Annotated in this window: 22 protein-coding genes, 2 pseudogenes and 1 riboswitch; of the genes and pseudogenes, 23 read left to right on the forward strand and 1 reads right to left on the reverse strand. The window is 38.7% G+C overall.

All coding sequences use genetic code 11. The features are described 5' to 3' along the window. Positions 1–3: 3 nt before the first annotated feature. On the reverse strand, positions 4–1,353 hold the full coding sequence (trkA, locus tag HT724_RS08900; RefSeq protein WP_173276305.1) for a Trk system potassium transporter TrkA: 1,350 nt from the start codon (positions 1,351–1,353) through the stop codon (positions 4–6). A gap of 188 nt (positions 1,354–1,541) precedes the next feature. Between trkA and HT724_RS08905 the strand changes: the two genes are divergently transcribed. The 23 genes and pseudogenes from HT724_RS08905 (at position 1,542) to HT724_RS09015 (ending at position 26,403) form a co-directional block, all read left to right on the forward strand. Continuing rightward, a complete protein-coding gene (locus HT724_RS08905) occupies positions 1,542–2,390 on the forward strand; it encodes an S-adenosyl-l-methionine hydroxide adenosyltransferase family protein (protein ID WP_173276306.1) in 849 nt (282 codons plus the stop codon). Between the two features lie 15 nt (positions 2,391–2,405). Then, positions 2,406–2,951, forward strand: coding sequence for an ECF-type riboflavin transporter substrate-binding protein (locus HT724_RS08910; RefSeq protein WP_000795928.1), 546 nt, complete (start codon positions 2,406–2,408; stop codon positions 2,949–2,951). 168 nt (positions 2,952–3,119) lie between these two features. Then, positions 3,120–4,802 carry an ABC transporter ATP-binding protein gene (locus HT724_RS08915; protein WP_173276307.1) on the forward strand — a complete coding sequence of 561 codons (1,683 nt, stop codon included), beginning with the start codon at positions 3,120–3,122 and terminating at the stop codon, positions 4,800–4,802. Next, positions 4,787–5,617, forward strand: a complete 831-nt coding sequence (locus HT724_RS08920) for an energy-coupling factor transporter transmembrane component T (RefSeq protein WP_173276308.1) — start codon at positions 4,787–4,789, stop codon at positions 5,615–5,617. Before HT724_RS08915 ends, HT724_RS08920 begins: the two co-directional genes overlap by 16 nt. Positions 5,618–5,809: 192 nt before the next feature. Continuing rightward, complete coding sequence (locus HT724_RS08925) at positions 5,810–6,313, forward strand: tRNA (cytidine(34)-2'-O)-methyltransferase (protein ID WP_000181382.1); 504 nt, start codon at positions 5,810–5,812, stop codon at positions 6,311–6,313. Positions 6,314–6,372: 59 nt separating this feature from the next. Continuing rightward, positions 6,373–6,591, forward strand: a riboswitch (FMN riboswitch). Between the two features lie 163 nt (positions 6,592–6,754). Then, a complete protein-coding gene (locus HT724_RS08930) occupies positions 6,755–7,318 on the forward strand; it encodes an ECF transporter S component (protein ID WP_084861966.1) in 564 nt (187 codons plus the stop codon). Next, the gene (locus HT724_RS08935) at positions 7,308–7,958 is read left to right on the forward strand and encodes a phosphatase PAP2 family protein (RefSeq protein WP_173276309.1); all 651 of its coding nucleotides are present in this window, start codon (positions 7,308–7,310) and stop codon (positions 7,956–7,958) included. Before HT724_RS08930 ends, HT724_RS08935 begins: the two co-directional genes overlap by 11 nt. Positions 7,959–7,985: 27 nt before the next feature. Next, a pseudogene (locus HT724_RS08940) lies at positions 7,986–8,328 on the forward strand (chromosome partitioning protein ParB). 4 nt (positions 8,329–8,332) lie between these two features. Beyond that, positions 8,333–8,782, forward strand: coding sequence for a GNAT family N-acetyltransferase (locus HT724_RS08945; RefSeq protein WP_173276335.1), 450 nt, complete (start codon positions 8,333–8,335; stop codon positions 8,780–8,782). 270 nt (positions 8,783–9,052) lie between these two features. Next, the gene (gene pheS / locus HT724_RS08950) at positions 9,053–10,099 is read left to right on the forward strand and encodes a phenylalanine--tRNA ligase subunit alpha (RefSeq protein ID WP_173276310.1); all 1,047 of its coding nucleotides are present in this window, start codon (positions 9,053–9,055) and stop codon (positions 10,097–10,099) included. Then, the gene (locus HT724_RS08955) at positions 10,099–10,608 is read left to right on the forward strand and encodes an N-acetyltransferase (RefSeq protein WP_173276311.1); all 510 of its coding nucleotides are present in this window, start codon (positions 10,099–10,101) and stop codon (positions 10,606–10,608) included. The genes pheS and HT724_RS08955 overlap by 1 nt, the downstream gene beginning before the upstream one ends. A 76-nt stretch (positions 10,609–10,684) precedes the next feature. Beyond that, positions 10,685–13,090 carry a phenylalanine--tRNA ligase subunit beta gene (gene pheT / locus HT724_RS08960; RefSeq protein WP_173276312.1) on the forward strand — a complete coding sequence of 802 codons (2,406 nt, stop codon included), beginning with the start codon at positions 10,685–10,687 and terminating at the stop codon, positions 13,088–13,090. Between the two features lie 235 nt (positions 13,091–13,325). Further along, the gene (locus HT724_RS08965; RefSeq protein ID WP_173276313.1) at positions 13,326–14,219 is read left to right on the forward strand and encodes an ABC transporter ATP-binding protein; all 894 of its coding nucleotides are present in this window, start codon (positions 13,326–13,328) and stop codon (positions 14,217–14,219) included. After that, positions 14,216–15,415 (forward strand): ABC transporter permease, encoded by a 1,200-nt coding sequence (locus HT724_RS08970; protein ID WP_173276314.1) that lies wholly within the window; start codon positions 14,216–14,218, stop codon positions 15,413–15,415. Before HT724_RS08965 ends, HT724_RS08970 begins: the two co-directional genes overlap by 4 nt. 216 nt (positions 15,416–15,631) lie before the next feature. Further along, entirely contained in the window at positions 15,632–16,078 is a 447-nt protein-coding gene (rplM, locus tag HT724_RS08975) for a 50S ribosomal protein L13 (RefSeq protein ID WP_001044624.1), read from the forward strand. An 18-nt stretch (positions 16,079–16,096) separates the two neighbouring features. Next, a complete protein-coding gene (gene rpsI / locus HT724_RS08980; protein ID WP_000075964.1) occupies positions 16,097–16,489 on the forward strand; it encodes a 30S ribosomal protein S9 in 393 nt (130 codons plus the stop codon). A 300-nt stretch (positions 16,490–16,789) separates the two neighbouring features. Further along, a complete protein-coding gene (locus HT724_RS10485) occupies positions 16,790–18,655 on the forward strand; it encodes an AAA family ATPase (protein WP_173276315.1) in 1,866 nt (621 codons plus the stop codon). A gap of 136 nt (positions 18,656–18,791) precedes the next feature. Continuing rightward, a pseudogene (locus HT724_RS08990) lies at positions 18,792–19,742 on the forward strand (WYL domain-containing protein). Between the two features lie 80 nt (positions 19,743–19,822). Further along, positions 19,823–20,626: a hypothetical protein gene (locus HT724_RS08995; protein WP_173276316.1), complete on the forward strand. Its 804-nt coding sequence runs from the start codon at positions 19,823–19,825 to the stop codon at positions 20,624–20,626. A 5-nt stretch (positions 20,627–20,631) separates the two neighbouring features. Then, entirely contained in the window at positions 20,632–21,534 is a 903-nt protein-coding gene (locus tag HT724_RS10335) for a ribonuclease D (RefSeq protein WP_173276317.1), read from the forward strand. A gap of 111 nt (positions 21,535–21,645) precedes the next feature. After that, positions 21,646–21,822, forward strand: a complete 177-nt coding sequence (locus tag HT724_RS09005) for a hypothetical protein (RefSeq protein ID WP_173276318.1) — start codon at positions 21,646–21,648, stop codon at positions 21,820–21,822. Positions 21,823–22,213: 391 nt separating this feature from the next. Further along, positions 22,214–24,427 carry a TIM-barrel domain-containing protein gene (locus HT724_RS09010; RefSeq protein WP_173276319.1) on the forward strand — a complete coding sequence of 738 codons (2,214 nt, stop codon included), beginning with the start codon at positions 22,214–22,216 and terminating at the stop codon, positions 24,425–24,427. A 503-nt stretch (positions 24,428–24,930) separates the two neighbouring features. Further along, positions 24,931–26,403 carry a peptide MFS transporter gene (locus HT724_RS09015; RefSeq protein ID WP_173276320.1) on the forward strand — a complete coding sequence of 491 codons (1,473 nt, stop codon included), beginning with the start codon at positions 24,931–24,933 and terminating at the stop codon, positions 26,401–26,403. Positions 26,404–26,621: the final 218 nt, after the last annotated feature.

Raw genomic sequence — 26,621 nt, forward strand, 5'->3', positions numbered from 1 at the left:
TTCTTACCTCGCGATCAAGTCATAAATCTTGGTGATGTTTGGCAACAAAGTTGTTACTAGGAGCTTGTCTCCAACTTCCAACATATCCTCCCCAGTTGGGAAAATAGTCTTGCCCTTTCGAATAATGGCTGCAATAAGAACCCCTTTTTTCAATTTCAGTTGAGAAAGAGGTTTGGCAGTCATCTTATTAGCTTCCTTGATATGGAATTGCAGGGTTTCGATTTGGCCATTGGCTAGATGGTGCATGGCTTGAAGGTCTGAATACTGGGCATTAACCCGACCACGAATAAAGTGCATAATCGTGTCTACGGCAATGCTTTTAGGGGTGATGATACTTGAAAAATCAGGCGCATTGATGATCTCGAGTAGACTGGTACGATTGACCTTGGTAATATTTTTCTGTACACCTACGCTGTCAAGGAACATAGAGGTAATCAGATTTTCCTCATCGACTCCTGTTAGAGTTGCAACGGCATCATAGTGTTGGGCGCTTTCTTCCAGCAGGATATCTTTTGCGGTACCATCTCCTTGAACGATGTAGAGATTTGGGAATTTCTCGCTAAAGAAACTAGCGATTTCGGGATTGATTTCAATGACCTTAGTATCGATACGACTATCTTTGAGGATACCTAGTAGATAATAGGCAATTCTACCAGCTCCAACAATAAGAAGGCTCTTTACGGCACGAGATTTAAAATAATTATGGAAGAGCATCATGTCAACACGGTTACCAGTGACAAAGATTCTATCTTTATCCTGTACAGTCATGTCACCGCTTGGAATGATAATTTGATGATCCCTCTCTATCGCACAGACAATGACATTGCCAAATTTTTTCCGAAAATCAGAAATGGGCATTTGGCAAAGACCACTGGAGGATTTAACAGTGAATTCCATCAAGCTGACCCGTCCCCCAAAGAAACGTTCGACAGATAGGGCGTTGGGGAAGTCAATGATATTCGCGATAGCGCGGGCAGCCAAGAGCTCAGGGTTAACGATAAGAGAAAAACCGAGAATATTCTTTTCCTTGAAATAAGAGTTAGAATATTCAGGGTTCCGCACCCGAACGATGGTCTCTTTAGCTCCCATTTTTTTGGCTAGAACGGCTGCAATCATGTTGACTTCATCGTATTCAGTCAGGGCGATAAAGATATCACAATCCTGGACACTGGCTTGCTCAAGGATGGCAAAATCCGCCCCGTTACCAAGGATACCTATGATATCAAAGCGATTGACAATATGATTGAGGACGGCTTCGTCTTGCTCAATCAGCAAAACATCATGCTTTTCTGCAACCAAGGAGCGACAGAGGGCAAAACCAACTTTTCCCCCTCCGACAAGGATAATTTTCATAATAAAACCTACTTTTTCATGATGTAACTATCATACCTTTTTTCAAGAAAAAATGCACCTACTAGCTAATAACCAGAGCTTTTAGTAGGAAATTTGCTATAAGGTAAAACTATACCCTAACCAATTGAAATAGCTATTAGCGACTTTCTCTGAAATATGGTATGATAAAGGATATACAAGGAGATAAAATGAATAATAATTTACTGGTATTACAATCAGACTTTGGTCTGGTTGATGGTGCGGTATCGGCTATGATTGGAGTGGCTTTAGAAGAATCTCCAACCTTAAAAATTCATCACTTGACGCACGATATCACGCCTTATAATATTTTTGAGGGGAGTTACCGTCTCTTTCAGACGGTGGATTACTGGCCTGAGGGAACGACATTTGTATCGGTGGTCGATCCAGGTGTCGGCTCGAAACGTAAGAGTGTAGTTGCCAAGACTGCAAAAAATCAATACATTGTCACGCCAGACAATGGAACGCTTTCTTTTATCAAGAAACACGTTGGCATTGTAGCCATTCGTGAGATTTCTGAGGTGGCCAATAGACGTCAAAATACAGAGCATTCTTATACCTTCCACGGTCGTGATGTTTATGCTTATACTGGTGCTAAACTAGCCAGCGGTCACATTACTTTTGAGGAAGTGGGGCCAGAGCTCAGTGTGGATCAGATTGTGGAGCTTCCAGTCGTAGAGACAATCATTGAAGATCATCTGGTAAGGGGAGCTATTGATATTCTGGATGTGCGTTTCGGCTCGCTTTGGACCTCTATCACACGAGAAGAATTTTACAAGTTGGAACCAGAATTTGGTGACCGTTTTGAAGTGACCATCTATCATGCTGATATGCTGGTCTATCAAAATCAGGTTGTTTATGGCAAATCATTTGCAGATGTGAGAATTGGGCAACCCATCCTTTACATCAATTCTCTCTATCGTTTAGGTCTGGCTATCAACCAAGGTTCCTTTGCCAAGGCCTATAATGTGGGTGTCGGTTCATCTTGGACCATTGAAATAAAGAAAATAGAATCATAAAATAGGAGAATATAGATGAAAAATCAATCAATTAAACAAGTTGTTGCTATCGGTGTTGGAGCTGCGCTCTTTGTTGTCATCGGAATGATCAGCATTCCGACACCTGTTCCAAATACAAGCATCCAGCTTCAGTATGCGGTACAGAGCCTCTTGTCTATCATTTTTGGCCCTCTAGTGGGATTACTTGTTGGTTTAATTGGTCATGCAGTGAAGGACTCTCTCGCTGGCTACGGCCTTTGGTGGACTTGGATTATTGCTAGTGGTCTCTTTGGTCTAGCTGTGGGGCTATTTAGAAAGTATGTTCGCGTGATCAATGGTGTCTTTGACTGGAAAGATATTCTTATTTTTAACCTCATTCAACTACTTGCAAATGCTCTTGTTTGGGGTGTCTTGGCACCACTTGGAGATGTTGTGATTTATCAAGAAGCCGCAGAAAAAGTATTTGCCCAAGGGATTGTTGCGGGAATTGCTAATGGTGTATCTGTAGCTATTGCAGGAACTCTTCTCTTACTTGCCTATGCAGGAACTCAAACTCGTGCAGGAAGTTTGAAAAAGGACTAAAATGATGGAGAAGGCTGGGCAACCAGTCTTTTTCGATGTTTATAGATTAGTTAGGCAAGTAAGCTAGGATAGGACTCTTTTTGGTGCTAAGATTTTAAGAGAAGAGACTGCAAGAAGGGTTCGATTTATGATAAAATAGAAGTCTAAGAAGCGAATGAAGAGAGTAAGATGAAAGAAGCTATAATTGAGTGGAAGGATTTCTCTTTCCGGTATGAAACACAACAAGAACCGACCTTGCAAGGGATGAATTTGACCATTTACAAGGGAGAGAAAGTCTTAATTGTTGGCCCATCTGGATCAGGTAAATCTACCTTGGGTCAGTGTTTAAATGGAATCATTCCAAATATTTACAAGGGTCAGATGTCTGGAGAATTTTTGATTAAGGGGCAAGCGGCCTTTGATATGAGCATCTACGATAAATCTCATTTAGTCAGTACAGTTTTGCAGGATACAGATGGGCAGTTTATCGGCCTGTCTGTGGCAGAGGACTTGGCTTTTGCTCTGGAAAATGATGTAACAGGACTAGAAGAGATGAAAAGCCGTGTTCATAAATGGGCTGAAAAGCTGGACCTTCTTCCTTTACTGAATCAGCGTCCCCAGGATTTGTCAGGTGGACAAAAGCAGCGGGTCAGTCTGGCTGGTGTCTTGATTGATGAAAGTCCGATTCTTTTGTTTGATGAGCCGCTCGCCAATCTGGATCCCAAGTCAGGTCAGGATATTATCGAATTGATTGACCAGATTCATAAGGAGGAGGGGACGACGACCCTTATTATTGAGCACCGTTTGGAGGATGTTCTGCATCGCCCTGTCGATCGGATTGTCTTGATAAACGATGGTCGTATCCTCTTTAATGGGAGCCCTGACCAGCTACTGGCGACTGATTTATTGACACAAAATGGAATTCGAGAACCTCTTTATCTAACGACTCTCCGTCAATTGGGTGTGGATTTAAAGAAGGAAGAACAATTAGCAGATCTGGATAACTTGTCCATCTCAAAAGGTCAGGTTCAGTTACAGACGGAATTGGCAAAAGAAACCCCAGATTTACAGTCGCTCTTTAGATTAGAGGACGTGTCTTTTTCTTATGATGATAGACCGATTTTAAAATCTCTTCATCTGAACATCAAAAAAGGCGAAAAGATTGCCATTGTCGGGAAAAATGGGGCTGGGAAATCAACCCTTGCCAAGGCCTTAAGTAGCTTTATCCAGACGGAAGGCCGCTATCTTTGGGAAGAGCAGGATATAAAAGGAGATTCTGTTACAGAGCGGGCGGAACGAGTAGGCTATGTGCTGCAAAATCCTAATCAAATGATTTCAACCAATATGATTTTTGACGAGGTGGCTCTGGGACTTCGTTTGCGAGGTGTGGACGAGCAGGAAATTGAAACGAAAGTCTATGAAACCTTGAAAATATGTGGTCTATATGAATTCCGTAATTGGCCCATTTCTGCTCTGTCATTTGGTCAGAAAAAACGTGTCACCATTGCTTCAATTTTGGTCTTAGGGGCTGAAATTATCCTCTTAGATGAACCGACTGCTGGTCAAGACCAGAAGAACTATACTGAGATTATGGAATTTCTTGAAGAACTGCATCAAAAAGGTCATACCATTGTCATGATTACGCATGATATGCAATTGATGCTGGATTATTCAGATCGGGCCCTTGTCATGGTGGATGGGGAATTGATTGCCGATACCGATCCAGCTAGTCTCTTGAGCAATCCTGAGCTGTTAGTAAAAGCCAATCTAAAAGAAACCTCTATCTTTAACTTGGCCAAGAAACTAGACGTGGATCCACTTGCTTTAACGGCATTTTACAAAGAAAGGAGAGAAGGATGCAAGCTAAATTAATTGGTTACCAGCATAGAGATACTGTGATTCATCGCTTGTCAGGAGCTGCTAAACTCCTTTTTTTCATCCTCGTGTCATTGGCGGCCATGATTAGCTATGATACCAGACTGCTTGTTCTGATTGCCATCTTTTCGGTCTTTCTCCTCTATTTGTCAGAGATCCGCTTCAAAGATGTTTCTTTTGTGGCAGTTTTTGCGACGGTATTTGCCGTTTTAAACGTCTTGATGGTCTATCTCTTTTCTCCCGAGTATGGGGTTGGACTTTACGGAGAGAGAAGTGTGATTTGGCAGGGAATCGGTGCCTACACTCTGACCAGCCAAGAGCTCTTTTATCTGCTAAATTTGGCTATTAAGTACCTTTGTACCATTCCTCTGGCTATTATTTTTTTGATGACAACCCACCCTAGTCAGTTTGCTTCCAGTTTAAATCAAATCGGTGTGTCCTATAAGATTGCCTATTCTGTCAGCCTGACCTTGCGCTATATTCCAGATTTGCAGGAAGAATTCTTTACTATCAAGATGTCTCAGGAAGCGCGTGGGATGGAATTATCCAAGAAAGCTTCTCTTATGAAACGAATCAAAGGCAATCTGCGCATTATTACGCCCTTGATTTTTAGCTCGCTAGAACGCATTGATACTATCGCGACCGCCATGGAGCTTCGTCGCTTTGGGAAAGAGAAAAAACGCACTTGGTATAGTTATCAGGCCTTGAAAAAAGGAGACTATCTTACCTTGCTCTTGGCAGCCTTGTTTTTAGTAGCTAGTTTACTACTTATCTTGCAGAATCAGGGACGATTTTACAACCCTTGGAAATAGCTTGAAAAAATTGAAAAAATCAAGTCGTTTCTATTGACAATGATTCTGAAAGTGTTATACTAAGAAAGTAGTTTCGCTGATTTACTTCAAACCTGTTGTGAGGTAAGTTAACGATGCCTTAACCACGCTGTTTGCTGAGCTTGACTCCGGGCAGTGTGGCTATTTTTTTGCAATGGTGAAAGGAAGCAAGTCATGACAAATCACATTGTATTATTTGAACCTCAAATTCCACAAAATACAGGCAATATCGCGCGTACTTGCGCTGCGACCAATTCTCCCCTCCACATCATCAAGCCTATGGGCTTTCCTATTGATGACCGCAAGATGAAGCGAGCTGGATTGGATTACTGGGATAAACTAGAGATTTATTTTTACGAGAGTTTGGAGGATTTCATGTCTCAGATGAAGGGCAAACTCTATCTGATCTCAAAATTTGCTGAGAAAGTGTATTCTGATGTGGATTTATCGACTGACGAGGACCATTATTTTCTATTTGGACGTGAAGACAAGGGCTTGCCGGAGGACTTTATGCGAGAACATCCTGAAAAGGCTCTCCGTATTCCCATGAATGATGAACATGTCCGTAGTCTCAATGTGTCTAATACCGTCTGCATGATTGTCTACGAAGCCCTCCGCCAGCAGAACTTTGCAGGTCTTGAGCTCGTTCATACCTATGAAGTGGATAAATTGAAATAAAAAATGAAAATGAAAATGAACAAAATGCTTGCGCTTGCAAGCGTTTTTTGTTATGATAAAAGAGTCTTCAGGGCAGGGTGAAATTCCCGACCGGCGGTAAATTTGACTATCTATTTTAGCTTTCTCGTCGTTGTCTTGTCTCGATATACTTTAAGTATTATCTTCGACTGCGACGCCTAGATAAATCTAAAATATCTTAGCCAAATAAGTCCGCGAGCGCAAGCTGATGTGGTGAGATTCCACAACCGACAGTATAGTCTGGATGGGAGAAGACGAAAGAATGGCTTTGTCTGTTCTGATAGATTTATAGCTAAACTGTAACCGCTTGCTTGAATTTTCTTAATAGAGTGAGAGGGAAGATTTGGGATATAAAAAGTGAGAATAGATAGAGGAATCCTTTCTAACTTCTTCTGATTTTATAGAAAATTGGAGGAACCTGTTATGACAAACACACGTCGACTTTCGACCATTGCAATTCTATCAGCCATCTCATTTGTGCTGATGTACTTTGACTTTCCGCTCTTGCCAGCGGCATCCTTCCTCAAGATCGAATTTAGTATCTTGCCAGTCCTTGTGGGTCTGGTGGTCATGGATTTGCCTGCTGCTCTAGGAGTTCTCTTGCTTCGCTCACTCTTGAAACTGCTTCTTAACAGCCAGGGAGTGAATACTTACATTGGTTTGCCAATGAATATCGTAGCTTTGGGAGTTTTTGTCATCGTATTTGCTTTGATTTGGAAAAAGGAACGGACAACTCTTCGTTTCCTGCTAGGCTCTCTAGCTGGGACTATTGGTTTAACCGTGGCAATGTTGGTTCTCAACTATGTTTATGCTGTTCCTTTGTACGCTAAGTTTGCTAACTTTGATATTGGAAAAATTTTGGGACTTTCCAACTACCTAATGACCATGGTATTACCTTTTAACTTGATTGAGGGTGTAATCTTTGCCGTTTCATTCTGGTTGTTGTATGTTCTCTTGAAACCAACCTTAAAACATTATGAGAGATAAACAAACATTTTTAATGAAGGGCAGTTTTGCCCTTTTACTTTTCGTTATTCTTGGCTACATGGTCAAATTTTACCCTGACACGCTGGTCGGTTTTGACCAACCGATACAGACTGTTGTTCGAGGAGACTTGCCAGATTACTTGACTATTCTTTTCCGAGCCATCACACGCTTGATTGATATCCCAGTAATTATCACTTGGGTTATGCTGGTAGCTTTTATCTTTTATCGTAAGAAATGGAAGATAGAAAGTTTCTTTATGCTGGGGAATTTGGCTTTAGCGGGTCTTTTAATCGTGACTTTTAAAAACATCTACCAGCGCCCACGACCAGCTATTTTACACTTGGTTGAGGAGAAGGGATTTTCCTTTCCAAGTGGGCATTCTCTGGCTGTAACCTTGATGGTCGGCACTCTGATTGTCATCCTCAGTCAACGGATGAAAGATCCAGTCTGGAGAAAAATCGTGCAAATCGTGCTAGGTCTCTACCTAGTCAGTGTGCTGGTATCGAGGGTCTATCTGGGAGTTCATTACCCATCAGATGTCCTTGCCAGTCTCTGTGTCGGCTTGGGAGTCCTGTTTATAGAGTTTCCCTTCTATGACAAGCTCCGCTTCCAATGGCGATTTAAAGGTAAGCAGAAGTGAATATCAAATTCCTTTGAGGAGAAAGAAATGAAAGTCAATATAGCAGATCTTCATCCGACTCAACTATACTTATCAGAAAAGAAACTGCTTGTTGATTACAGATGGGCATCACAGGGCTTATCAGACTTTATTGGCAGGTAGGGATACGATTTCTGCTGAGTGGGATAGAGATGGTGGTGATGAACTATATCATCTCTATGCGCAAGCCTGCGAAGAAAGAAAAATTTACTCTGTTCTGGATTTAAAAAATCATATCTTAGCTAAAAATGAGTATGAAGCAAAATGGTATAACTGGTGTGATGGTTTTAATCAAGCAGCAACTCTTTTGTTGAAAAGGAAAGCAGATGAAACGGATTTTACAAATAGATAATGCACTGCGTCTTGTTCCTTATTATAAGGTCAATCATTGTGAAGAAGCTTTTGCTTGGTATCAGGATGTGAACTTGGTTCACCTCGTAGATGGTGTGAAGAGACCTTATAGTCAAGAAACTTTGGAAGCTATGTATTCCCATTTGGATCAGCATGGTGAACTTTTTTGGATTGAAGTCAAGGAGAAGGGGGAATGGTTTCCAATTGGGGATGTTACACTATCTCAGGATAATCTCCCCATTGTGATTGGGAATTCCGCTTACCAACATCGAGGACTTGGAAAAAAGATTCTAAGTGCTTTAATTGAATTGGCTCGAGTAAAAGGATGGAAAGAATTGAGAGTCAAGGAAATCTACACCTACAATCATGCTTCTAGGAGGTGTTTCAAGTCGCTTGGATTTGTGGAAAATGGAGCAACAGAAAAAGGAATGAGTTTTATATTGAAATTAGTCTAATCTAACTTGTTTTTTAACTCAAAATCTGATAAACTATGTAGTAATTGAATAGCAATCCGCAAGACTAGTAGCCCAATGGAAGTATATCAGGGAGGAGAGCCGTGACTGCAAGCTCTCTATATGAAAGCTGGGTGAATTCACTTGCGCATGGATTTAGAAATGAAGGTCTGACTTGTCAGATGAAAACGGATGGTACCGCGTGTCAACGCTCCGAGTGGAGTTTTTGGCATGTGGTTTTCTTTTTATCTACGAGAGACTGATGGAGGAATTATGTCAACTATTGAAGAACAATTAAAAGCGCTTCGTGAAGAAACGCTGGCAAGCTTGAAGCAGATTACTGCTGAAAATGAAAAAGAGATGCAAGAATTGCGTGTCTCAGTCCTTGGTAAAAAAGGTTCGCTCACTGAAATCCTCAAAGGGATGAAAGATGTTTCTGCTGAGATGCGTCCAATCATTGGGAAACACGTCAATGAAGCTCGTGATGTCTTGACAGCTGCTTTTGAAGAAACAGCTAAGCTCTTGGAAGAAAAGAAAGTTGCGGCTCAACTGGCTAGCGAGAGTATCGATGTGACACTTCCAGGTCGTCCAGTTGCGACTGGTCACCGTCACGTTTTGACACAAACCAGTGAAGAAATCGAAGATATCTTCATCGGTATGGGGTACCAAGTCGTGGATGGTTTTGAAGTGGAGCAAGACTATTATAACTTTGAACGTATGAACCTTCCAAAAGACCACCCAGCTCGTGATATGCAGGACACTTTCTATATCACAGAAGAAATCTTGCTACGTACTCACACGTCTCCAGTTCAGGCGCGTGCTATGGATGCCCATGATTTCTCTAAAGGTCCTTTGAAAATGATTTCGCCAGGGCGTGTGTTCCGTCGTGACACAGACGATGCGACCCACAGTCACCAGTTCCACCAAATCGAAGGCTTGGTTGTTGGGAAAAACATCTCTATGGCAGACCTTCAAGGAACCCTTCAGTTGATTGTGAAAAAAATGTTTGGTGAAGAGCGTCAGATCCGTCTGCGCCCCTCTTACTTCCCATTCACAGAGCCATCTGTTGAGGTGGATGTTTCTTGCTTCAAGTGTGGTGGAGAAGGCTGTAACGTATGTAAGAAAACAGGTTGGATCGAAATTATGGGTGCCGGTATGGTTCACCCACGTGTCCTTGAAATGAGTGGTATCGATGCGACTGTTTACTCTGGATTTGCCTTTGGTCTTGGACAAGAGCGTGTAGCTATGCTCCGTTACGGAATCAACGATATTCGTGGATTCTACCAAGGAGATGTCCGCTTCTCAGAACAGTTTAAATAATGATTAGAAAAGTAGAAAAGGCAGATGTTGAGGTGTTGGCTAACATAGCCAAACAAACCTTTCGTGAAACATTTGCGCATGATAATACGGAAGAGCAGTTACAGGAATACTTTGAAGAGGCTTATAGTCTGAGAGTTTTGTCAACTGAGTTGGAAAATACAGAATCCGAAACCTATTTCATTATGCATGAAGAGGAGATAGCTGGTTTTCTCAAAGTCAACTGGGGAAGTGCTCAGACTGAGAGAGAATTAGAGGATGCTTTTGAAATTCAGCGCCTCTATGTGCTACAAAAATTCCAAGGATTTGGACTCGGTAAGCAACTGTTTGAATTTGCTCTTGAACTTGCTACAAAAAATAGTTTTTTCTGGGCTTGGCTAGGTGTTTGGGAGCATAATACAAAAGCTCAAGCGTTTTATAACCGATATGGTTTTAAAAAATTTAGCCAACATCATTTTATGGTTGGTCAAAAAGTAGATACGGATTGGTTACTGAAAAAGAAATTAAGGTAAGAAGAGGATTCTTCTATTGAAATGATAGGAAAGGAAAAGAACTAGAGTGACAACTGTCATTCTGGAAAACTAAATTATGCTTGTATCTTATAAATGGTTAAAAGAATTGGTGGACATTGATGTGCCATCACAAGAGTTGGCTGAAAAAATGTCAACTACAGGGATCGAGGTAGAAGGTGTCGAATCACCTGCTGCCGGTCTCTCGAAAATTGTCGTCGGTGAGATCTTGTCTTGCGAAGATGTGCCAGAAACTCACCTTCATGTTTGTCAGGTTAACGTTGGCGAAGAAGAAGCCCGTCAAATCGTCTGTGGTGCACCGAATGTGCGTGCTGGTATCAAGGTTATGGTGGCTCTTCCAGGAGCTCGTATCGCTGACAACTACAAAATCAAAAAAGGAAAAATCCGTGGTCTTGAGTCACTTGGGATGATCTGTTCGCTTGGTGAATTGGGAATTTCTGACTCAGTTGTACCTAAGGAATTCGCAGATGGCATCCAAATCTTGCCAGAAAATGCCGTTCCTGGGGATGAAGTCTTTTCATACCTAGACTTGGATGATGAAATCATCGAACTGTCTATCACCCCAAACCGTGCAGATGCCCTTTCTATGCGTGGAGTGGCTCACGAAGTGGCAGCTATCTATGACAAGGCAGTCAACTTTAAAGAATTTACTCTTTCAGAAACTGACCAAGCTGCAACAGATGCTCTTTCTGTGGGCATTGAAACAGACAAGGCACCTTACTATGCAGCCCGTATCTTGGACAATGTGACTATCGCACCAAGTCCACAATGGTTGCAAAACCTTCTCATGAACGAAGGAATCCGTCCCATCAATAACGTTGTAGACGTGACAAACTACATCTTGCTCTACTTTGGTCAACCTATGCATGCCTTTGACTTGGATACCTTTGAAGGAAATGACATCCGTGTGCGTGAAGCGCGTGCTGGTGAAAAAATGGTGACTTTAGACGGTGAAGAACGTGACTTGGACGTGAATGACCTAGTCATCACTGTCGCAGACAAGCCAGTAGCCCTTGCAGGTGTTATGGGTGGTCAAGCAACAGAAATCTCTGAAAAGTCTACTCGTGTCGTCCTTGAAGCTGCTGTTTTCAATGGAAAATCTATCCGCAAGACTAGTGGTCGCCTCAACCTTCGTTCTGAGTCATCTTCTCGCTTTGAAAAAGGGATCAATGTGACAACTGTTAACGAAGCCCTTGATGCGGCGGCTAGCATGATTGCAGAACTTGCAGGTGCGACTGTGCGTAAAGGTATTGTTTCAGCTGGGGAACTTGACACATCAGACGTAGAAGTTTCTTCAACTCTTGCTGATGTTAACCGTGTCCTCGGAACTGATCTTTCTTATGCTGATGTAGAAGACGTCTTCCGTCGTCTTGGCTTTGGTCTTTCTGGAAATGCAGAAAGCTTTACAGTCAGCGTCCCACGTCGTCGTTGGGATATCACTATTGAAGCAGACCTCTTTGAAGAAATCGCTCGTATTTATGGTTATGACCGCTTGCCAACCAGTCTTCCAAAAGACGATGGGACAGCTGGTGAATTGACAGCTACACAAAAACTCCGCCGTCAAGTTCGTACTATTGCTGAAGGGGCAGGTTTGACAGAAATCATCACCTATGCTCTGACAACTCCTGAAAAAGCAGTAGAGTTCACAGCTCAACCAAGTAACCTTACGGAACTTATGTGGCCAATGACAGTGGATCGTTCTGTCCTCCGCCAAAATATGATCTCAGGTATCCTAGATACAGTTGCTTACAATGTGGCTCGTAAGAACAAAAACTTGGCTCTTTACGAGATTGGAAAAGTCTTTGAACAAACTGGCAATCCAAAAGAAGAACTTCCAAATGAAATCAACAGTTTTGCCTTTGCCTTGACAGGCTTGGTTGCTGAAAAAGATTTCCAAACAGTAGCAGTTCCAGTTGATTTCTTCTATGCTAAGGGAATCCTTGAAGCCCTCTTTGCTCGTTTGGGACTCCAAGTAACTTATACAGCAACATCTGAAATCGCTAGCCTTCACCCAGGTCGTACAGCTGTGATTTCACTCGGTGACCAAGTGCTTGGTTTCCTTGGTCAAGTGCATCCAGTCACTGCTAAAGCTTACGATATTCCAGAAACGTATGTAGCTGAGCTTAACCTTTCAGCCATCGAAGCTGCCCTTCAACCAGCTACTCCATTTGTGGAAATTACTAAATTCCCAGCAGTTAGCCGTGACGTTGCCCTCCTTCTTAAGGCAGAAGTGACTCATCAAGAAGTTATAGATGCTATCCAAGCTGCCGGCGTGAAACGTTTGACAGATATCAAACTCTTTGATGTCTTCTCAGGCGAAAAATTGGGACTTGGTATGAAGTCAATGGCTTATAGCTTGACCTTCCAAAATCCAGAAGACAGCTTAACGGACGAAGAAGTCGCACGCTACATGGAAAAAATCCAAGCATCACTTGAAGAAAAAGTCAATGCAGAAGTGCGTTAAAGTATCAATCCATCCTTCGGGGTGGATTTTTGCTTTTCAAATAACAATTCAGGATTAAAAATAGACAGTTGAGGAACAGAGAAGATAAATTGGAGTTTACCAGTGTATAATGTACTCATAACTCAAAGTACCTTAAGATTTTTTACTAAAATGAGGATGATAAAAATGGACAGAAATCATTGTAAAGGCTATCAAAAAAGAGTATAATGAGTGCAAGACATTTCGGAGGTGAAAGATGCTAGAAGTAAGAAATCTAGAGAAAAGTTTTGGATCCAAGCAAGTTTTGTTTGGTATTGACTTTCAAGCACGACCAGGTCGTATTTTGGGACTAGTCGGGAAAAATGGTGCTGGGAAGACAACGATTTTCCATAGTATTTTGAAGTTTTTAGAATACCAAGGAGACATCAGTCTGGATGGGCAGGATATCCGTCAGGAAACCTATACTCGGATTGGCTATCTGCCTGAAGAACGCAGTCTCATGCCTAAATTGACAGTCCTTGAACAGGTTCGCTACTTGGCGACTCTAAAAGGCATGGATGCCAAGGAGGTCAAGGAAAAACTCCCTCAATGGATGAAGAAGTTGGAAGTGAAAGGGAAGCTGACAGATAAAATTAAGAGTCTGTCAAAAGGAAATCAACAGAAGATTCAGCTCATCATTACTCTTATTCATGAACCAGACTTGATTATCTTGGATGAGCCTTTCAGTGGATTGGATCCAGTCAATACAGAATTGCTCAAGCAAGTTATTTTTCAGGAAAAAGAACGTGGGGCAACCATTATCTTTTCTGACCATGTCATGACCAACGTCGAGGAGCTTTGTGACGATATTCTAATGATTCGAGATGGCCGTGTGGTCTTGCATGGACCAGTTCAGGATGTCCGCAATCAATACGGGAAAACGCGTCTCTTTGTTTCAAGTGAACGAAGCAAGGAAGAATTGGAAAAACTTCCTCATGTTAAACAGGTGAGCTTGACCAAACAAGGCAGTTGGAAATTGATCTTGGAGGATGAGAGCGCTGGAAGGGAACTTTTCCCAATCTTGACTCAAGGGCAATATATCGCAACCTTTGATCAGCAAGCGCCAACAATCGATGAAATCTTTAAACTAGAATCAGGGGTGGAAGTATGAGAAATATGTGGGTTGTAATGAAGGAAACCTATCTTCGACATGTCAAATCGTGGAGTTTCTTCTTTATGGTGATTTCACCATTCTTGTTTATCGGTCTCTCTGGGGGAATTGGCTATCTTCAAGGCTCTTCTATGGCTCAGAGTGGCAAGATAGCAGTAGTCAGCACTGTTCCAGCTGTGACAGACAGTCTTAAATCTACCAATGGTCTCAATTTTGATTATCAGGATGAAGCAAGTGCTCAAGCTGCTATCAAGGATGAAAAATTAAAAGGCTATATGACCATTGACCAAGAGGATAGTGTCTTGAAGGCAGTTTATCACGGTGAAACTTCCCTTGAGATTGCTATTAAGCTAGGAGTAACGAGCAAGTTAAATGAGCTTCAAGATCAACTCAATCGTTCGGCAGCCAATTTGTCACAAGAACAGGAAAAACGCTTGGAACAAACAGTTAACTTTACGGAGAAAATTGATGAATCCAAGGAAAATAAAAAAATGATTCAAACAATCGCGGCTACAGCGGTTGGTGGCTTTCTCTATATGATTTTAATTACTTATGCTAGTGTCACTGCCCAGGAAGTGGCTAGTGAGAAAGGTACTAAAATCATGGAGGTGGTCTTCTCCAGCATTCGAGCCAGTCATTATTTCTATGCTCGTATGCTTGCCTTGTTGCTTGTGATTTTGACCCATATTGGCATTTACGTCGTGGGTGGACTTGCTGCCATTCTTCTCTTTAAAGACCTACCAATCTTGGCACAATCTGGTATTTTAAACCATATAGGAGAGGCTTTCTCGCTCAACACCTTATTGTTTGTCTTGGTTAGCCTCTTTATGTACGTTGTTTTAGCAGCCTTCCTAGGTTCTATGGTTTCTCGTCCTGAGGATGCAGGGAAAGCCTTGTCGCCTTTGATGATTTTGATTCTAGGTGGTTTTTTTGGAGTGACAGCTCTAGGTGCAGCTGGTGACAATCTCATCTTGAAGATTGGTTCATATATTCCCTTTATTTCGACTTTCTTCATGCCGTTTAGAGCTATTAATGGCTATGCAAATGGGTTAGAAGCTTGGATTTCGCTTGCGATTACGATTGCTTTTGCAGTAACGGCAACAGTCTTTATCGGACGTATGTATGCTAGCCTCGTTCTGCAAACAGATGATTTAGGTCCTTGGAAAACCTTTAAACGTGCCTTATCTTATAAATAGAAGAGCCTCGCGAAAGCGAGGTTTTTTTAGAGATAAAAAGAGTGGAATTTAGAAAAATATTTTTCATATCTATTGACTTTTAGGGGTGAAATTTGGTATTATAGTAGGCGGTATTGTTTACCCCATTTGAAAGGCCCCGGAACCTTCCAAATACTTTTTGATGGGAAGGAACACCCATCACCGTAAACAAAAATCGAACTATATATAGGAGAAATCATGAACAAAACAACATTTATGGCTAAACCAGGCCAAGTTGAACGTAAATGGTACGTAGTTGACGCAACTGATGTACCACTTGGACGTCTTTCTGCAGTAGTTGCTAGCGTACTTCGCGGAAAAAACAAACCAACATTTACACCACACACTGATACAGGTGACTTTGTGATTGTTATCAATGCTGAAAAAGTTAAATTGACTGGTAAAAAAGCAACTGATAAAATCTACTACACTCACTCAAACCACCCAGGTGGATTGAAACAAATCTCTGCAGGTGAACTTCGTTCTAAAAATGCAGTACGTTTGATCGAGAAATCAGTTAAAGGTATGCTTCCACACAATACTCTTGGACGCGCTCAAGGTATGAAGTTGAAAGTATTTGTTGGAGCTGAGCACACTCACGCTGCACAACAACCAGAAGTTCTTGATATTTCAGGACTTATCTAAGGAAAGGAACAATAAAGTATGTCACAAGCACAATATGCAGGTACTGGACGTCGTAAAAACGCTGTTGCACGCGTTCGCCTTGTTCCAGGAACTGGTAAAATCACTGTTAACAAAAAAGATGTTGAAGAGTACATCCCACACGCTGACCTTCGTCTTGTCATCAACCAACCATTCGCAGTTACTTCAACTGCAGGTTCATACGACGTTTTCGTTAACGTTGTAGGTGGTGGATACGCTGGTCAATCAGGAGCTATCCGTCACGGTATCGCTCGTGCCCTTCTTCAAGTAGACCCAGACTTCCGCGATTCATTGAAACGCGCAGGACTTCTTACACGTGACTCACGTAAAGTTGAACGTAAGAAACCAGGTCTTAAGAAAGCTCGTAAAGCATCACAATTTAGTAAACGTTAATTCGAAAGAATTACTATACTTACAAAGAGCACCTTTCGGGGTGTTCTTTTTTGTACTTTCTTGCTAAATTGGTGCAATTGATACAGTTGTTGCGACTTTAGTCGCTTACAAATGTGGCTGCAACCTGACGAAGTCAGTTGCCTCAAAACGTTAATCAATACTATACTATCAACGTTTCAAATCACTCAAAAGTTTACCTTATGGGTGCTTTTTTCGTGTCTTTGAAAAATAATTAACTGGACAATAAACGTCCACTCTTTTTTGTAAACTTAAATTATCAATAAAAAGAGGTGAAATTAAATGAATTATTATCAAGTTGAGTTTAAGAATCCTGATGATTTCTTAAAAACTCAAACAGAAGATTTTATTAAGACTAATCGTTTATTGCTATTTAAAGAGGATGACGCTTATTACCTTATTTCTCAAGAAAATTACAATGATCAAGAAATCATGGGGAAAATAAAGGATTTTTTTGATCATGAGTTTACATTAAAAAAAGTTAAAACTCTAACAGAAAGTGATTTTATAAAGAAACTTGAAACAAGTGATAGAAGAGAACTAGTAAAATTCTTATTGAGTGCAAATAAAGAGACAATGCCTCATTATCTAAAGCCTAATTTTGAAAAACTGGATGAATTGAAAAACATTTTTGGTCTTACCGATTTTAAGAAGGCTGTTCAAGGACTAATTACATACCTTTCATTTCAAGAAAAAATAAACAATAATGAACAACAGCAACACTTTTATATTTTTACTGGTGAGAAAGGTTCGGGTAGAAAGTTTGCAATCAATTTTCTTGAGTCTCTCTTTGGAATGAATGCGATATTTGTTAATTGCAATCAATATTTTGTTCCTAAAATAGGTGAAAAAGATTTCCCTGTATTAGTTGATTATCTTTCGGCAAGATCAAAAACAAAATCAGACATTTTTGATAATTTTCGACAGAAGAAGGGGAATTCCTTTAATATTATTATCTCTAGAAATATTCAGGAGGCGGGATCTATTAGAAAAGAGTTGCTTGAAGATTTTAATAAGGTATCAATAGTTAATTTTCCGCAGTATGATGAATCGGAACTTAAAGGTATTGGTCTTCAAATGCTAAATCAAAAAGGTGTTCGATTGACTAACGAAGATTTTGAGCGATTAATAGCTGAAAATAAAGTACTAAAGGATGCTAAAGAAGTTCGTCTTTTTGTTCAAGAGCTTGTTGAATTTGCAGTACGAAATAATTATAATCCTTCAGATAAAAACGAATTAAATCTCGATGGATTTATTCTCCAGAATGAATCGTCAGTTGAAGATGAAGAAAATGCGGAGAAAAAGTTGAGTGAATTAATTGGTTTAGAAGAAGTGAAAATAGTCCTAAATCAGCAGTTAGCATATAATCGGGTTTCTGCATTGCGTCAAGCTCATGGATTTAGTAACCAAGTATTAAATCGACATCTTGTTTTTTCTGGAAATCCTGGAACTGGCAAAACAGTAGTTGCTAGGCTTTTTTCAGAAATTTTATACAATAATAAGATAATTCAAGAGAATAAGTTAGTGGAAGTGGGGCGAACAGAATTGGTCGGTGAATATGTTGGCCAAACTGCTCCAAAAGTAAAAAGAGCTTTTGATGACGCAAAAGGGGGAGTACTCTTTATAGATGAGGCCTATAGTCTTATTCCGAGTAGTGAGAGAGACTTTGGACACGAAGCTATTTCAGCGATTATACAAGAAATGGAAAATCGTCGGGATGAGGTTTTGGTTATTTTTGCTGGTTATGAAGAATTGATGGCCCAATTCATTGAAACTAATCCAGGATTATCCTCTAGAATCTCCAGAGAAATAAAATTTTTTGATTATACAATTGATCAACTAATTGCTATTTTAGAATTGATGATCAATAAAAGACATTATCAATTAACTGACGATTGTAAGATGGTACTACTTCATCATTTTTCAGAAGTTATCAATTGTAACAATTTTGGAAATGCTAGATACGTCCGCAAATTAGTAGATGAGATTATCTTCTGTCAAGCACAACGAGTGATTGAAGGCAATAAGATTCAGTTAGAAGATGAAAACTTTTTAAATCAAATTACATTGATAGATATTAATAAGGCTATTGTAGCTCTTGAAGCAAAATCATCAAAATCAATATCGTTGATAGGATTTGGAAGGTAGAAAAAAACTATAGTAGGCTTTAAAAGAAGAAATCGGTATTTAAAAAATAGTACGATCAGTAAAAGATTTGAACTAAGAAATTGATTGAATCTGAATCATTGGAAATGCTATAATATTGGTAAAGGATTAGAATTATATGAACGACCAAGAACGCTTATTAACTATATTTTTACGCTTACAGTCTGGCGCGCATTTAGCTAAGGCTCAGCTTGCTGATGAATTTGGTGTTAGTGAAAAAACTATACAACGAGATTTTTCTCTCTTGTCTGGTTTCTTAGATACACAACCAATGGTTGCAGCAGAGCTTGCTTATGATGCAAAGCACCATACAAGATACTTAAAAGGAAAATCTTTGTTTAATAAAAAGGATATTCTTGTAATTTCAAAGATTTTACTAGAAAATCGTTCTTTGAATAAGGAAGAAAACAAGTCATTACTTGATAGTTTATTAGCACTTGTTTCAAAAGATGAGCAAAATGAAGTTTCCAGTATTATTGCAAGTGAGTTGCTAAATTATGCACCATTGTCAGATACACAAAATCGTATTGATAAGGTTTGGGAATGGTCTGAAATGATTCGTAAGGAATTGGTACTAGATATTTAATATCAATCTCCCTATAATACTAAAAAGTATCATACCATTTTCCCGGTATCGCTCTATTATGATACCCATTATTTTTACATAGTAGCTTATAATTTAGTTTTTGATTCATATATGACCTTGAAACTAGATAGAATTCTTAGTTGGGTAGAATCTAAAGAAAAGAAACCTTCTCTCTCATATGGAAGAAAATTTCGTGATGGAGACATTCGTAATAAACGTGTAGATCCATTCATAGGCAAAGAGTTAAAGATCAGAGTCTTATTCGTTAATGATCCGGCAATTGTTGTTGATCAATTTCCTACAGCAAAAATTATTGAAAAAACATCAAATGGTAATATTATTGAATTTGTGAGTCAGGATACACCAGGGCTGAAGAGGTGGCTATTGGGCCAAGCGGGATCCTTAAGGGTATTGTCTCCACAGTCGTTAATTGATGATATGAAGATTCTTATTAAGAAAATGGAAGAAAATTACATTGACTAGATGTTTGAGAAAGACTGGGAGAAATTTTTGTCTGTTATAAAAGAATACTGTGAATTTCACCAACTAAAGGAGAAGATGAAATGAGTAGAGTTATATATAGAACTCGTCCATTTAGCCCCTACGCTAAGTATAGCAAGTATTGGAACGAATACATTCAAGAGGGTGACGAGATTATTAAGTATGTTTTTAATAAAGTTAAATTTCCCGACAGAGAATTAAGAAATAAAATATACTCAGATGAGAAACAAAGATGGACTATAGGTGATATTGATTTTCCTGATTGGTTATATGGATATGTGGTCGACTCTGATTTATCTGACAGTGGTAAAAAAATTGTCAAACAGTGGAGATTAGAGAAGTATATTTCTGATTTAAATAATTACAAAGAAAAAGGCTATTTCATTGATGAAGAAAAGAAAATTGTCATAACGGATCGAGAAATATTAATGTTCCGAGAAGACTCAGAAGTACCTTATTGGGATAAAATCACTTCCTTAGTAAAAGAAGCTTATAATCGTATTCGTATTACGCCTCAAATGATGGAGTTGGTAAAAAAAGATTTTGAGACTCAAACAGTGGATTATGAAATACTTTGTGACATGGCTGAACAAAATAGGAAGAAAAACGAAGAGAAAGAAAAAGAATTTTTAGCCAAGCAGCAAGAATTACAAGAGAAAAAAGATTACGAAGTAGCTATTCAATTGTTTTTAAGACTACAAAAAAATTTAGATGATATAAAGCCAAAGTTAAGTGAAGAAGGAAGAAAAGAAATTGATCATCTTCTTAATTTAATCGATGAATCAGAAGTAAGTCGTGCTAGATATGATATTTTACATCAAGCGGGAGTCGAAATAATTTTGAAAGAAAAAAGTAAGAGAGGCTAATTTGAATGGATTATGTTGCAAGAATACACTTAAAAAGAAATGATAACATTAGGCAAGAGTTGATTGACTTCTGTTTAAATAATTCTGAACAGCATCTTGCACTTGGTTGGAGTCGCTTAAGTAGCGATATTAGTGAAGATGACTTTAATGAATACTATAAACGAATAAAAAAAGAACGAGGTAGAGCGAATCCGGCAATAAATGTTTTTAAGGATGCTAAGATAGATGACTTATTCTGGACAAGAGATTTAAATGGAAATTATTGGATATGTAAAGCGAAATCTTCTGCTAAAGTAGTCTGTGACACTAATTTAGATATTGGTTCAATCATATCTGTTGATGCATTTAATGTTGGAATGCAAGTTCCTGGACAGATTAAATCTTCCTTTAATAGGCCACGTGGTAGTACGATAGAAAGGATTTGGGATAAGAGTATAATAGAATACTCAAAATTGTTGTTTAATATATTTTCGAAAAATAATTATTTTGAGATAACTCCATTTAGAGGAGGACTTCTTAATAATCTGCCTGAATTTGATTTAGAAGAACTCGTTATTTCCTGTCTTCAAATTAAGGAAAATTATTATGTACTTTCTAATTCAATTGCAAAGAAGTCTACAACCATAAAAATTGAATGTGAGATGATCTCAAGAGACATCAATAATCCAAGAAAAGCAGTAGTTCAAGTAAAAGGGAAGAAGGCAAATGAACTTGATGCTTTAGAATTTAAACAATATGTAGATGATGGCTATCTAGTTTATTTGTATGGTCCAAAAATAATTAATTTAGATCAAATTGAAAATGTAATTAAAATAGAGGATAGTGATTTATTAACTTTCTACGAGGAAAATAAATCGATTCTTCCAGCATCTATTACACAGTGGGAAGATCTATTTGTCGGTAAATAGATATTTGAATGTAAAAAGGATAAGTACACTGAATATTACTGCTTACAGACAAAATAAAATTTTTAAAAGCTACATAGAAACATGGTATAATGTAACTAAAGGAGGTAGCATATGTCCTTAGATATAGATAAAGAAAAGATGACAATCATGGGAATAGCTTTTGAAAACAGATCCGTTTTTAAGAGTGTTTGGTATGCTTTAAGTACAAATATGATTGAAGGATGGCGACTTACGGTTAGTGATGTTGAAAAATTACGAGATGAAGCTCTTGCTCTGGGGATGACTTAATGAAGCGCAACTGTTATGAATCTTATGACTATGTTGATCCGGATAATTTATATACCGATCCGGGTTCTTCAGTTCTAAGAAATAAGCAGGAAGGAAAAAAGCATGTGAGCTTGAATATCGTATGATTGCTAGTAAGAGTTTGAAATTATTTATCAATCCTATCTTAGTTAATAGTTTAAAAGTAGTTTGTTTCACAACTGCATAAGCTTAGAAAAGTTGAAAAGTGATAACTCTTTAATAACATCTTGGTTTGTTAAAAGATATTTTGTCCACTACATTTTTTCAATTGACTATTATTTGTCATAGATAGAACATTGCATTCAGAATAAGGAAAAACGCATCAAAATTGGTGCGTTCTGTTTTTATGCTACAATAAAAGGAGGGAAACAAAGTGAAAATTTTTAAGGGAGAGTTTTATCGAATCTCTGTATTAACGGACAAGTTAGTAAGGTTAGAATACTCTCAAACTGGAAGTTTTGAGGATAGAACGACACAACTTATCTATAATAGAGATTTTGGCCAAGTTTCGTTAGATTATATCGAGACATCAAACGTACTAGATATTATGACGGACTATTTTCATCTGCACTTTAATAAAGGAGAATTTAACGCCGAAAATTTATTTATAGAATTAAAAGGAAATTTTGCCGTATATGGTAGTCGCTGGTATTTTGGTGAATCTATTGAAACGTTAAAAGGAACAGCTCGGACTCTGGATAAGGCAGATGGAGCAATCTCGTTAGAAGATGGAATTATTAGCCGAAATGGTATAGCCTTATTGGATGATTCTCAAGGATTTATTTGGGATGAACAGTCTGGTTATATTGAGAGAGAAAATCAAATTGACCTCTATTTCTTTGCCTATGGGCATGATTATAGAGGAGCAATCAGAGACTTTTACCATTTGACTGGTTCAACACCCTTGTTGCCAAGATATGCTTTAGGCAATTGGTGGAGTAGGTATTGGCCTTATACGTCGGATGAATACTTGGATTTAATAGACAGATTTAAAACAGAGAAAATTCCATTATCTATCGGTGTGTTAGATATGGATTGGCATATAACTGACATTCCAGCTCGTTTTGGAAGTGGCTGGACAGGATATAGTTGGAATAGAAACTTAATACCTAATCCAGAACAGTTATTGCAACAACTTCATGATAGGAAGTTAAAACTTTCCTTAAATGTCCATCCTGCTGATGGTATACGGGCTTATGAAGAAGCTTATCCTCGAGTCGCCAAACGATTGGGGTTAAATGTAGAACTAGAAGAACCTGCTATTTTTGATTTTTTTAATCCCTCTTTTAGGGAAGCCTACTTTAAAGATGTTCATTATGAGCTGGAAAAGCAGGGAGTAGATTTTTGGTGGATTGACTGGCAACAAGGGACACAAGGCATGTTGGATCCTCTATGGCTTTTAAACCATTATCACTATCAGGATAGTTGTAAAAATGCAGAAGGTGGTTTGATTTTATCAAGATATGCAGGTCCTGGTAGTCACCGCTACCCTGTTGGTTTTTCAGGGGATACTATTATTAGTTGGAATTCCTTAAGATTTCAACCTTATTTTACAGCGACAGCATCAAATATCGGTTATAGTTGGTGGAGTCATGATATCGGTGGGCACATGCTGGGGGATTATGACGAAGAGCTACAAACTAGATGGCTACAGTTTGGGGTTTTTAGTCCGATTACTCGATTACATAGTTCTAGAAGTCCCTTCAATAGTAAAGAACCTTGGTTTTTTTCAGAAACAACATCTAAGATTATGAAGAAATACCTTCGTTTGAGACATCAGATGATTCCATATCTATACACCATGAATGTAAAGACACATGAGGAAGGTGCCCCATTAATCAGCCCAATGTACTATTTCTACCCAGAGAATGATGAGAGCTATAATGTTCCAAACCAATACTTTTTTGGAACAGAACTGATGGTGGCTCCCGTTGTAGAAAAGATGGATTTGGCATTTCAATCTGCAAAAGTAGATGTATGGTTCCCTGAAGGTGAATGGTATGACTTCTTTTCAGAGAAAAAATACACAGGTGGTGTGAACTTAAGTGTTTATAGAGACATTTCGACTATTCCTGTGTTTGCAAAAAGTGGTGCAATCATTCCCTTGGTTGGTTCTGAGATAAATATGGGGGTTGATTTACCTGAAGTTGTAGATTGGTATGTATTCCCAGGTAAACAACATTCTTTTGAAATGATTGAAGATCAAAATGGTCAAAGATATAAAACAAGATTATCAATCGATTGGGAAATGGGAATGCTAGAGTTGGCATTACAAGGAGATTCTAGTATCGTTCCAAGTAATAGAAGGCATAGAATTCATTTTAAAGGAACGAATGTGTCTATAATTGAATTACCAAATAAGAATGATACAGCTAGATTTGAATGTAAAGATAATAAAATATTATCTTTAAATGATGAAGTTTTTAGACTACTAAAGACTGCTTCTCTTCCATATGAATTAAAAGATAGATTGTTAAATCAATTCATCAATGCCAAAAATTCTCATGAGTTAATGAATATCTTGCATCATCAGGATAAGGAATTGAGAGGGCGTTTGTTGGAAATGATATTTACTAGCGAAAACTAATTGAGAAATTTCGTACACAATTTCTATTATTTAATTACTAATTAGTTATTTTTTAATGTGTAATAGTTTTACATCTCTATGCTTATTGATACTCTTCGAAAATCAAATTCAAACCACGTCAACGTCGCCTTGCCGTACTCAAGTACAGCCTGCGGCTAGTTTCCTAGTTTGCTCTTTGATTTTCATTGAGTATGACTTGTATTTTAGTAATTACAAGTTTGGCATAGGGATGTTTTTTGTTTACTGAAGAGGAAAGGATAAGTATGTTTCAAGATTTGAAATATTTTTAAACTAAACAAGAGCAAATTTTTAAAGGTGATTTTTCAAAGTAACTTCCACTTGCCTGACCGAAGTGGAAGTTAGTCTGAAATGGATTTTTATGGTGGAATTAAGTATGAGACGTGTGATTTTTTCAGAAAATTTTCTAAAACAAACAGGATTTGTTTGACATTTATTTGAAAATTCTGTAAAATGAATTATTATATCGTTAAAGGAGAATATATATGGAAAAACAGAAAACATTTTTTGGACATCCTATGGGCTTGTCCACCCTCTTCTTTACAGAAATGTGGGAACGCTTTTCTTACTATGGGATGCGAGCTATCCTACTTTACTATATGTACTATAGTGTGCAAGATGGTGGATTGGGAATGGATAAGACCACAGCTGCATCGGTTATGGCGATTTATGGCTCGCTGGTATTTTTGTCCTCGGTTATCGGTGGTTTTGTCAGTGACCGTATTTTAGGAAGTCGTAAGACTGTCTTTTACGGTGGGATTCTGATTATGCTAGGGCATATTGCTTTGGCAACACCTTTTGGACAAGTGGCTCTCTATCTTTCTATTGCCTTGATTATCTTTGGTACTGGATTTTTAAAACCCAATATCTCAGATATGGTTGGGGGAATTTATGAGAAAGAGGATGATAGACGGGATGCAGGTTTTAGTATCTTTGTCTTTGGTATTAACTTAGGTGCCTTCGTTGCCCCTTATCTAGTGGGTTATCTAGGTCAGGAAGTCAATTTCCATCTAGGTTTCTCATTAGCTGCCATTGGGATGTTCTTTGGTCTGGTGAAGTATGTTTTAGATGGGAAGAAATACCTGCCTGAATCAAGTCTTTACCCCACTGATCCCCTTTCACAGAAGGACCAGCAGACCTTGATTAAACGCTTGCTGATTACACTTGTCATGGTTATTCTTGTGGTTATAGGTTTAGTCTTTACTCACCAGTTTAACGTGGATATGATTGTTAATATCTTTACAGTGATTGCGGTAATCATTCCAATCTACTATTTCTTCAAAATTTTATCTAGTCAGAAAATAACTGCTACTGAGAGATCTCGAGTGTTTGCCTACATTCCGTTATTTATCGCAGGAGTACTCTTCTGGTCTATTGAGGAACAGGGTTCTGTTGTTCTCGCTCTATTTGCGGATGATCAAACTCAACTTTACTTTAATGTATTTGGGAATCAGATTCATTTTCCATCTAGCTTTTTCCAAAGTATCAATCCCCTTTTCATTATGATTTATGTGCCGATTTTTGCGTGGTTGTGGGGGAAAATGGGTAAAAAGCAACCATCCTCCGCTAAGAAATTTGCTTACGGTTTATTTGCTGCAGGTTTATCCTTCTTGTGGATGATGTTACCAGGGATGCTCTTTGGGACAGATGTTAAGGTCAGCCCTCTCTGGTTGATTATGAGTTGGGCTATTGTGATTGTGGGGGAAATGTTGATTTCGCCTATTGGTCTATCAGTCACTACTAAGCTAGCACCAAAATCTTTCCAAGCACAAATGATGTCTATCTGGTTCTTGAGTAATGCAGCTGCCCAAGCTATCAATGCTCAAATTGTAAAATTTTATACAAGTGAAACTGAAGTGGCTTACTATGGAATTGTTGGAGGAATTACGATTGTATTCGGTATTATCTTACTCTTCTACGTTCCACGTATTGAAAAACTAATGTCTGGTATCAAATAGAGAAAAACTGGAATTTCTGTAGGGATTCTAAAAGTTAGATCAATTATTTATTCAAAGGATTTAGTTCTGTATTGCATAGAGCTAAGTCCTTTTTGTTTGATGAAAATTCATGATGTTTATGATATTCCTAGTAGACATTTATTCATTTTTTCTATTTAATACTCAATGAAAATCAAAGAGCAAACTAGGAAACTAGCCACAGGCTGCTCAAAACACTG

Origin of the sequence: Streptococcus sp. k-402, assembly GCF_013277515.1 — a bacterium.
Lineage (GTDB): Bacteria > Bacillota > Bacilli > Lactobacillales > Streptococcaceae > Streptococcus.

Excerpts from the sequence above, each read along its gene's own strand:
- trkA (WP_173276305.1), bottom strand. The coding sequence starts at position 1,353 with ATGAAAATTATCCTTGTCGGAGGGGGAAAAGTTGGTTTTGCCCTCTGT.
- HT724_RS08905 (WP_173276306.1), top strand. The coding sequence starts at position 1,542 with ATGAATAATAATTTACTGGTATTACAATCAGACTTTGGTCTGGTTGAT.
- HT724_RS08910 (WP_000795928.1), top strand. The coding sequence starts at position 2,406 with ATGAAAAATCAATCAATTAAACAAGTTGTTGCTATCGGTGTTGGAGCT.
- HT724_RS08915 (WP_173276307.1), top strand. The coding sequence starts at position 3,120 with ATGAAAGAAGCTATAATTGAGTGGAAGGATTTCTCTTTCCGGTATGAA.
- HT724_RS08920 (WP_173276308.1), top strand. The coding sequence starts at position 4,787 with ATGCAAGCTAAATTAATTGGTTACCAGCATAGAGATACTGTGATTCAT.
- HT724_RS08925 (WP_000181382.1), top strand. The coding sequence starts at position 5,810 with ATGACAAATCACATTGTATTATTTGAACCTCAAATTCCACAAAATACA.
- HT724_RS08930 (WP_084861966.1), top strand. The coding sequence starts at position 6,755 with ATGACAAACACACGTCGACTTTCGACCATTGCAATTCTATCAGCCATC.
- HT724_RS08935 (WP_173276309.1), top strand. The coding sequence starts at position 7,308 with ATGAGAGATAAACAAACATTTTTAATGAAGGGCAGTTTTGCCCTTTTA.
- pheS (WP_173276310.1), top strand. The coding sequence starts at position 9,053 with ATGTCAACTATTGAAGAACAATTAAAAGCGCTTCGTGAAGAAACGCTG.
- HT724_RS08955 (WP_173276311.1), top strand. The coding sequence starts at position 10,099 with ATGATTAGAAAAGTAGAAAAGGCAGATGTTGAGGTGTTGGCTAACATA.
- pheT (WP_173276312.1), top strand. The coding sequence starts at position 10,685 with ATGCTTGTATCTTATAAATGGTTAAAAGAATTGGTGGACATTGATGTG.
- HT724_RS08965 (WP_173276313.1), top strand. The coding sequence starts at position 13,326 with ATGCTAGAAGTAAGAAATCTAGAGAAAAGTTTTGGATCCAAGCAAGTT.
- HT724_RS08970 (WP_173276314.1), top strand. The coding sequence starts at position 14,216 with ATGAGAAATATGTGGGTTGTAATGAAGGAAACCTATCTTCGACATGTC.
- rplM (WP_001044624.1), top strand. The coding sequence starts at position 15,632 with ATGAACAAAACAACATTTATGGCTAAACCAGGCCAAGTTGAACGTAAA.
- rpsI (WP_000075964.1), top strand. The coding sequence starts at position 16,097 with ATGTCACAAGCACAATATGCAGGTACTGGACGTCGTAAAAACGCTGTT.
- HT724_RS10485 (WP_173276315.1), top strand. The coding sequence starts at position 16,790 with ATGAATTATTATCAAGTTGAGTTTAAGAATCCTGATGATTTCTTAAAA.
- HT724_RS08995 (WP_173276316.1), top strand. The coding sequence starts at position 19,823 with ATGAGTAGAGTTATATATAGAACTCGTCCATTTAGCCCCTACGCTAAG.
- HT724_RS10335 (WP_173276317.1), top strand. The coding sequence starts at position 20,632 with ATGGATTATGTTGCAAGAATACACTTAAAAAGAAATGATAACATTAGG.
- HT724_RS09005 (WP_173276318.1), top strand. The coding sequence starts at position 21,646 with ATGTCCTTAGATATAGATAAAGAAAAGATGACAATCATGGGAATAGCT.
- HT724_RS09015 (WP_173276320.1), top strand. The coding sequence starts at position 24,931 with ATGGAAAAACAGAAAACATTTTTTGGACATCCTATGGGCTTGTCCACC.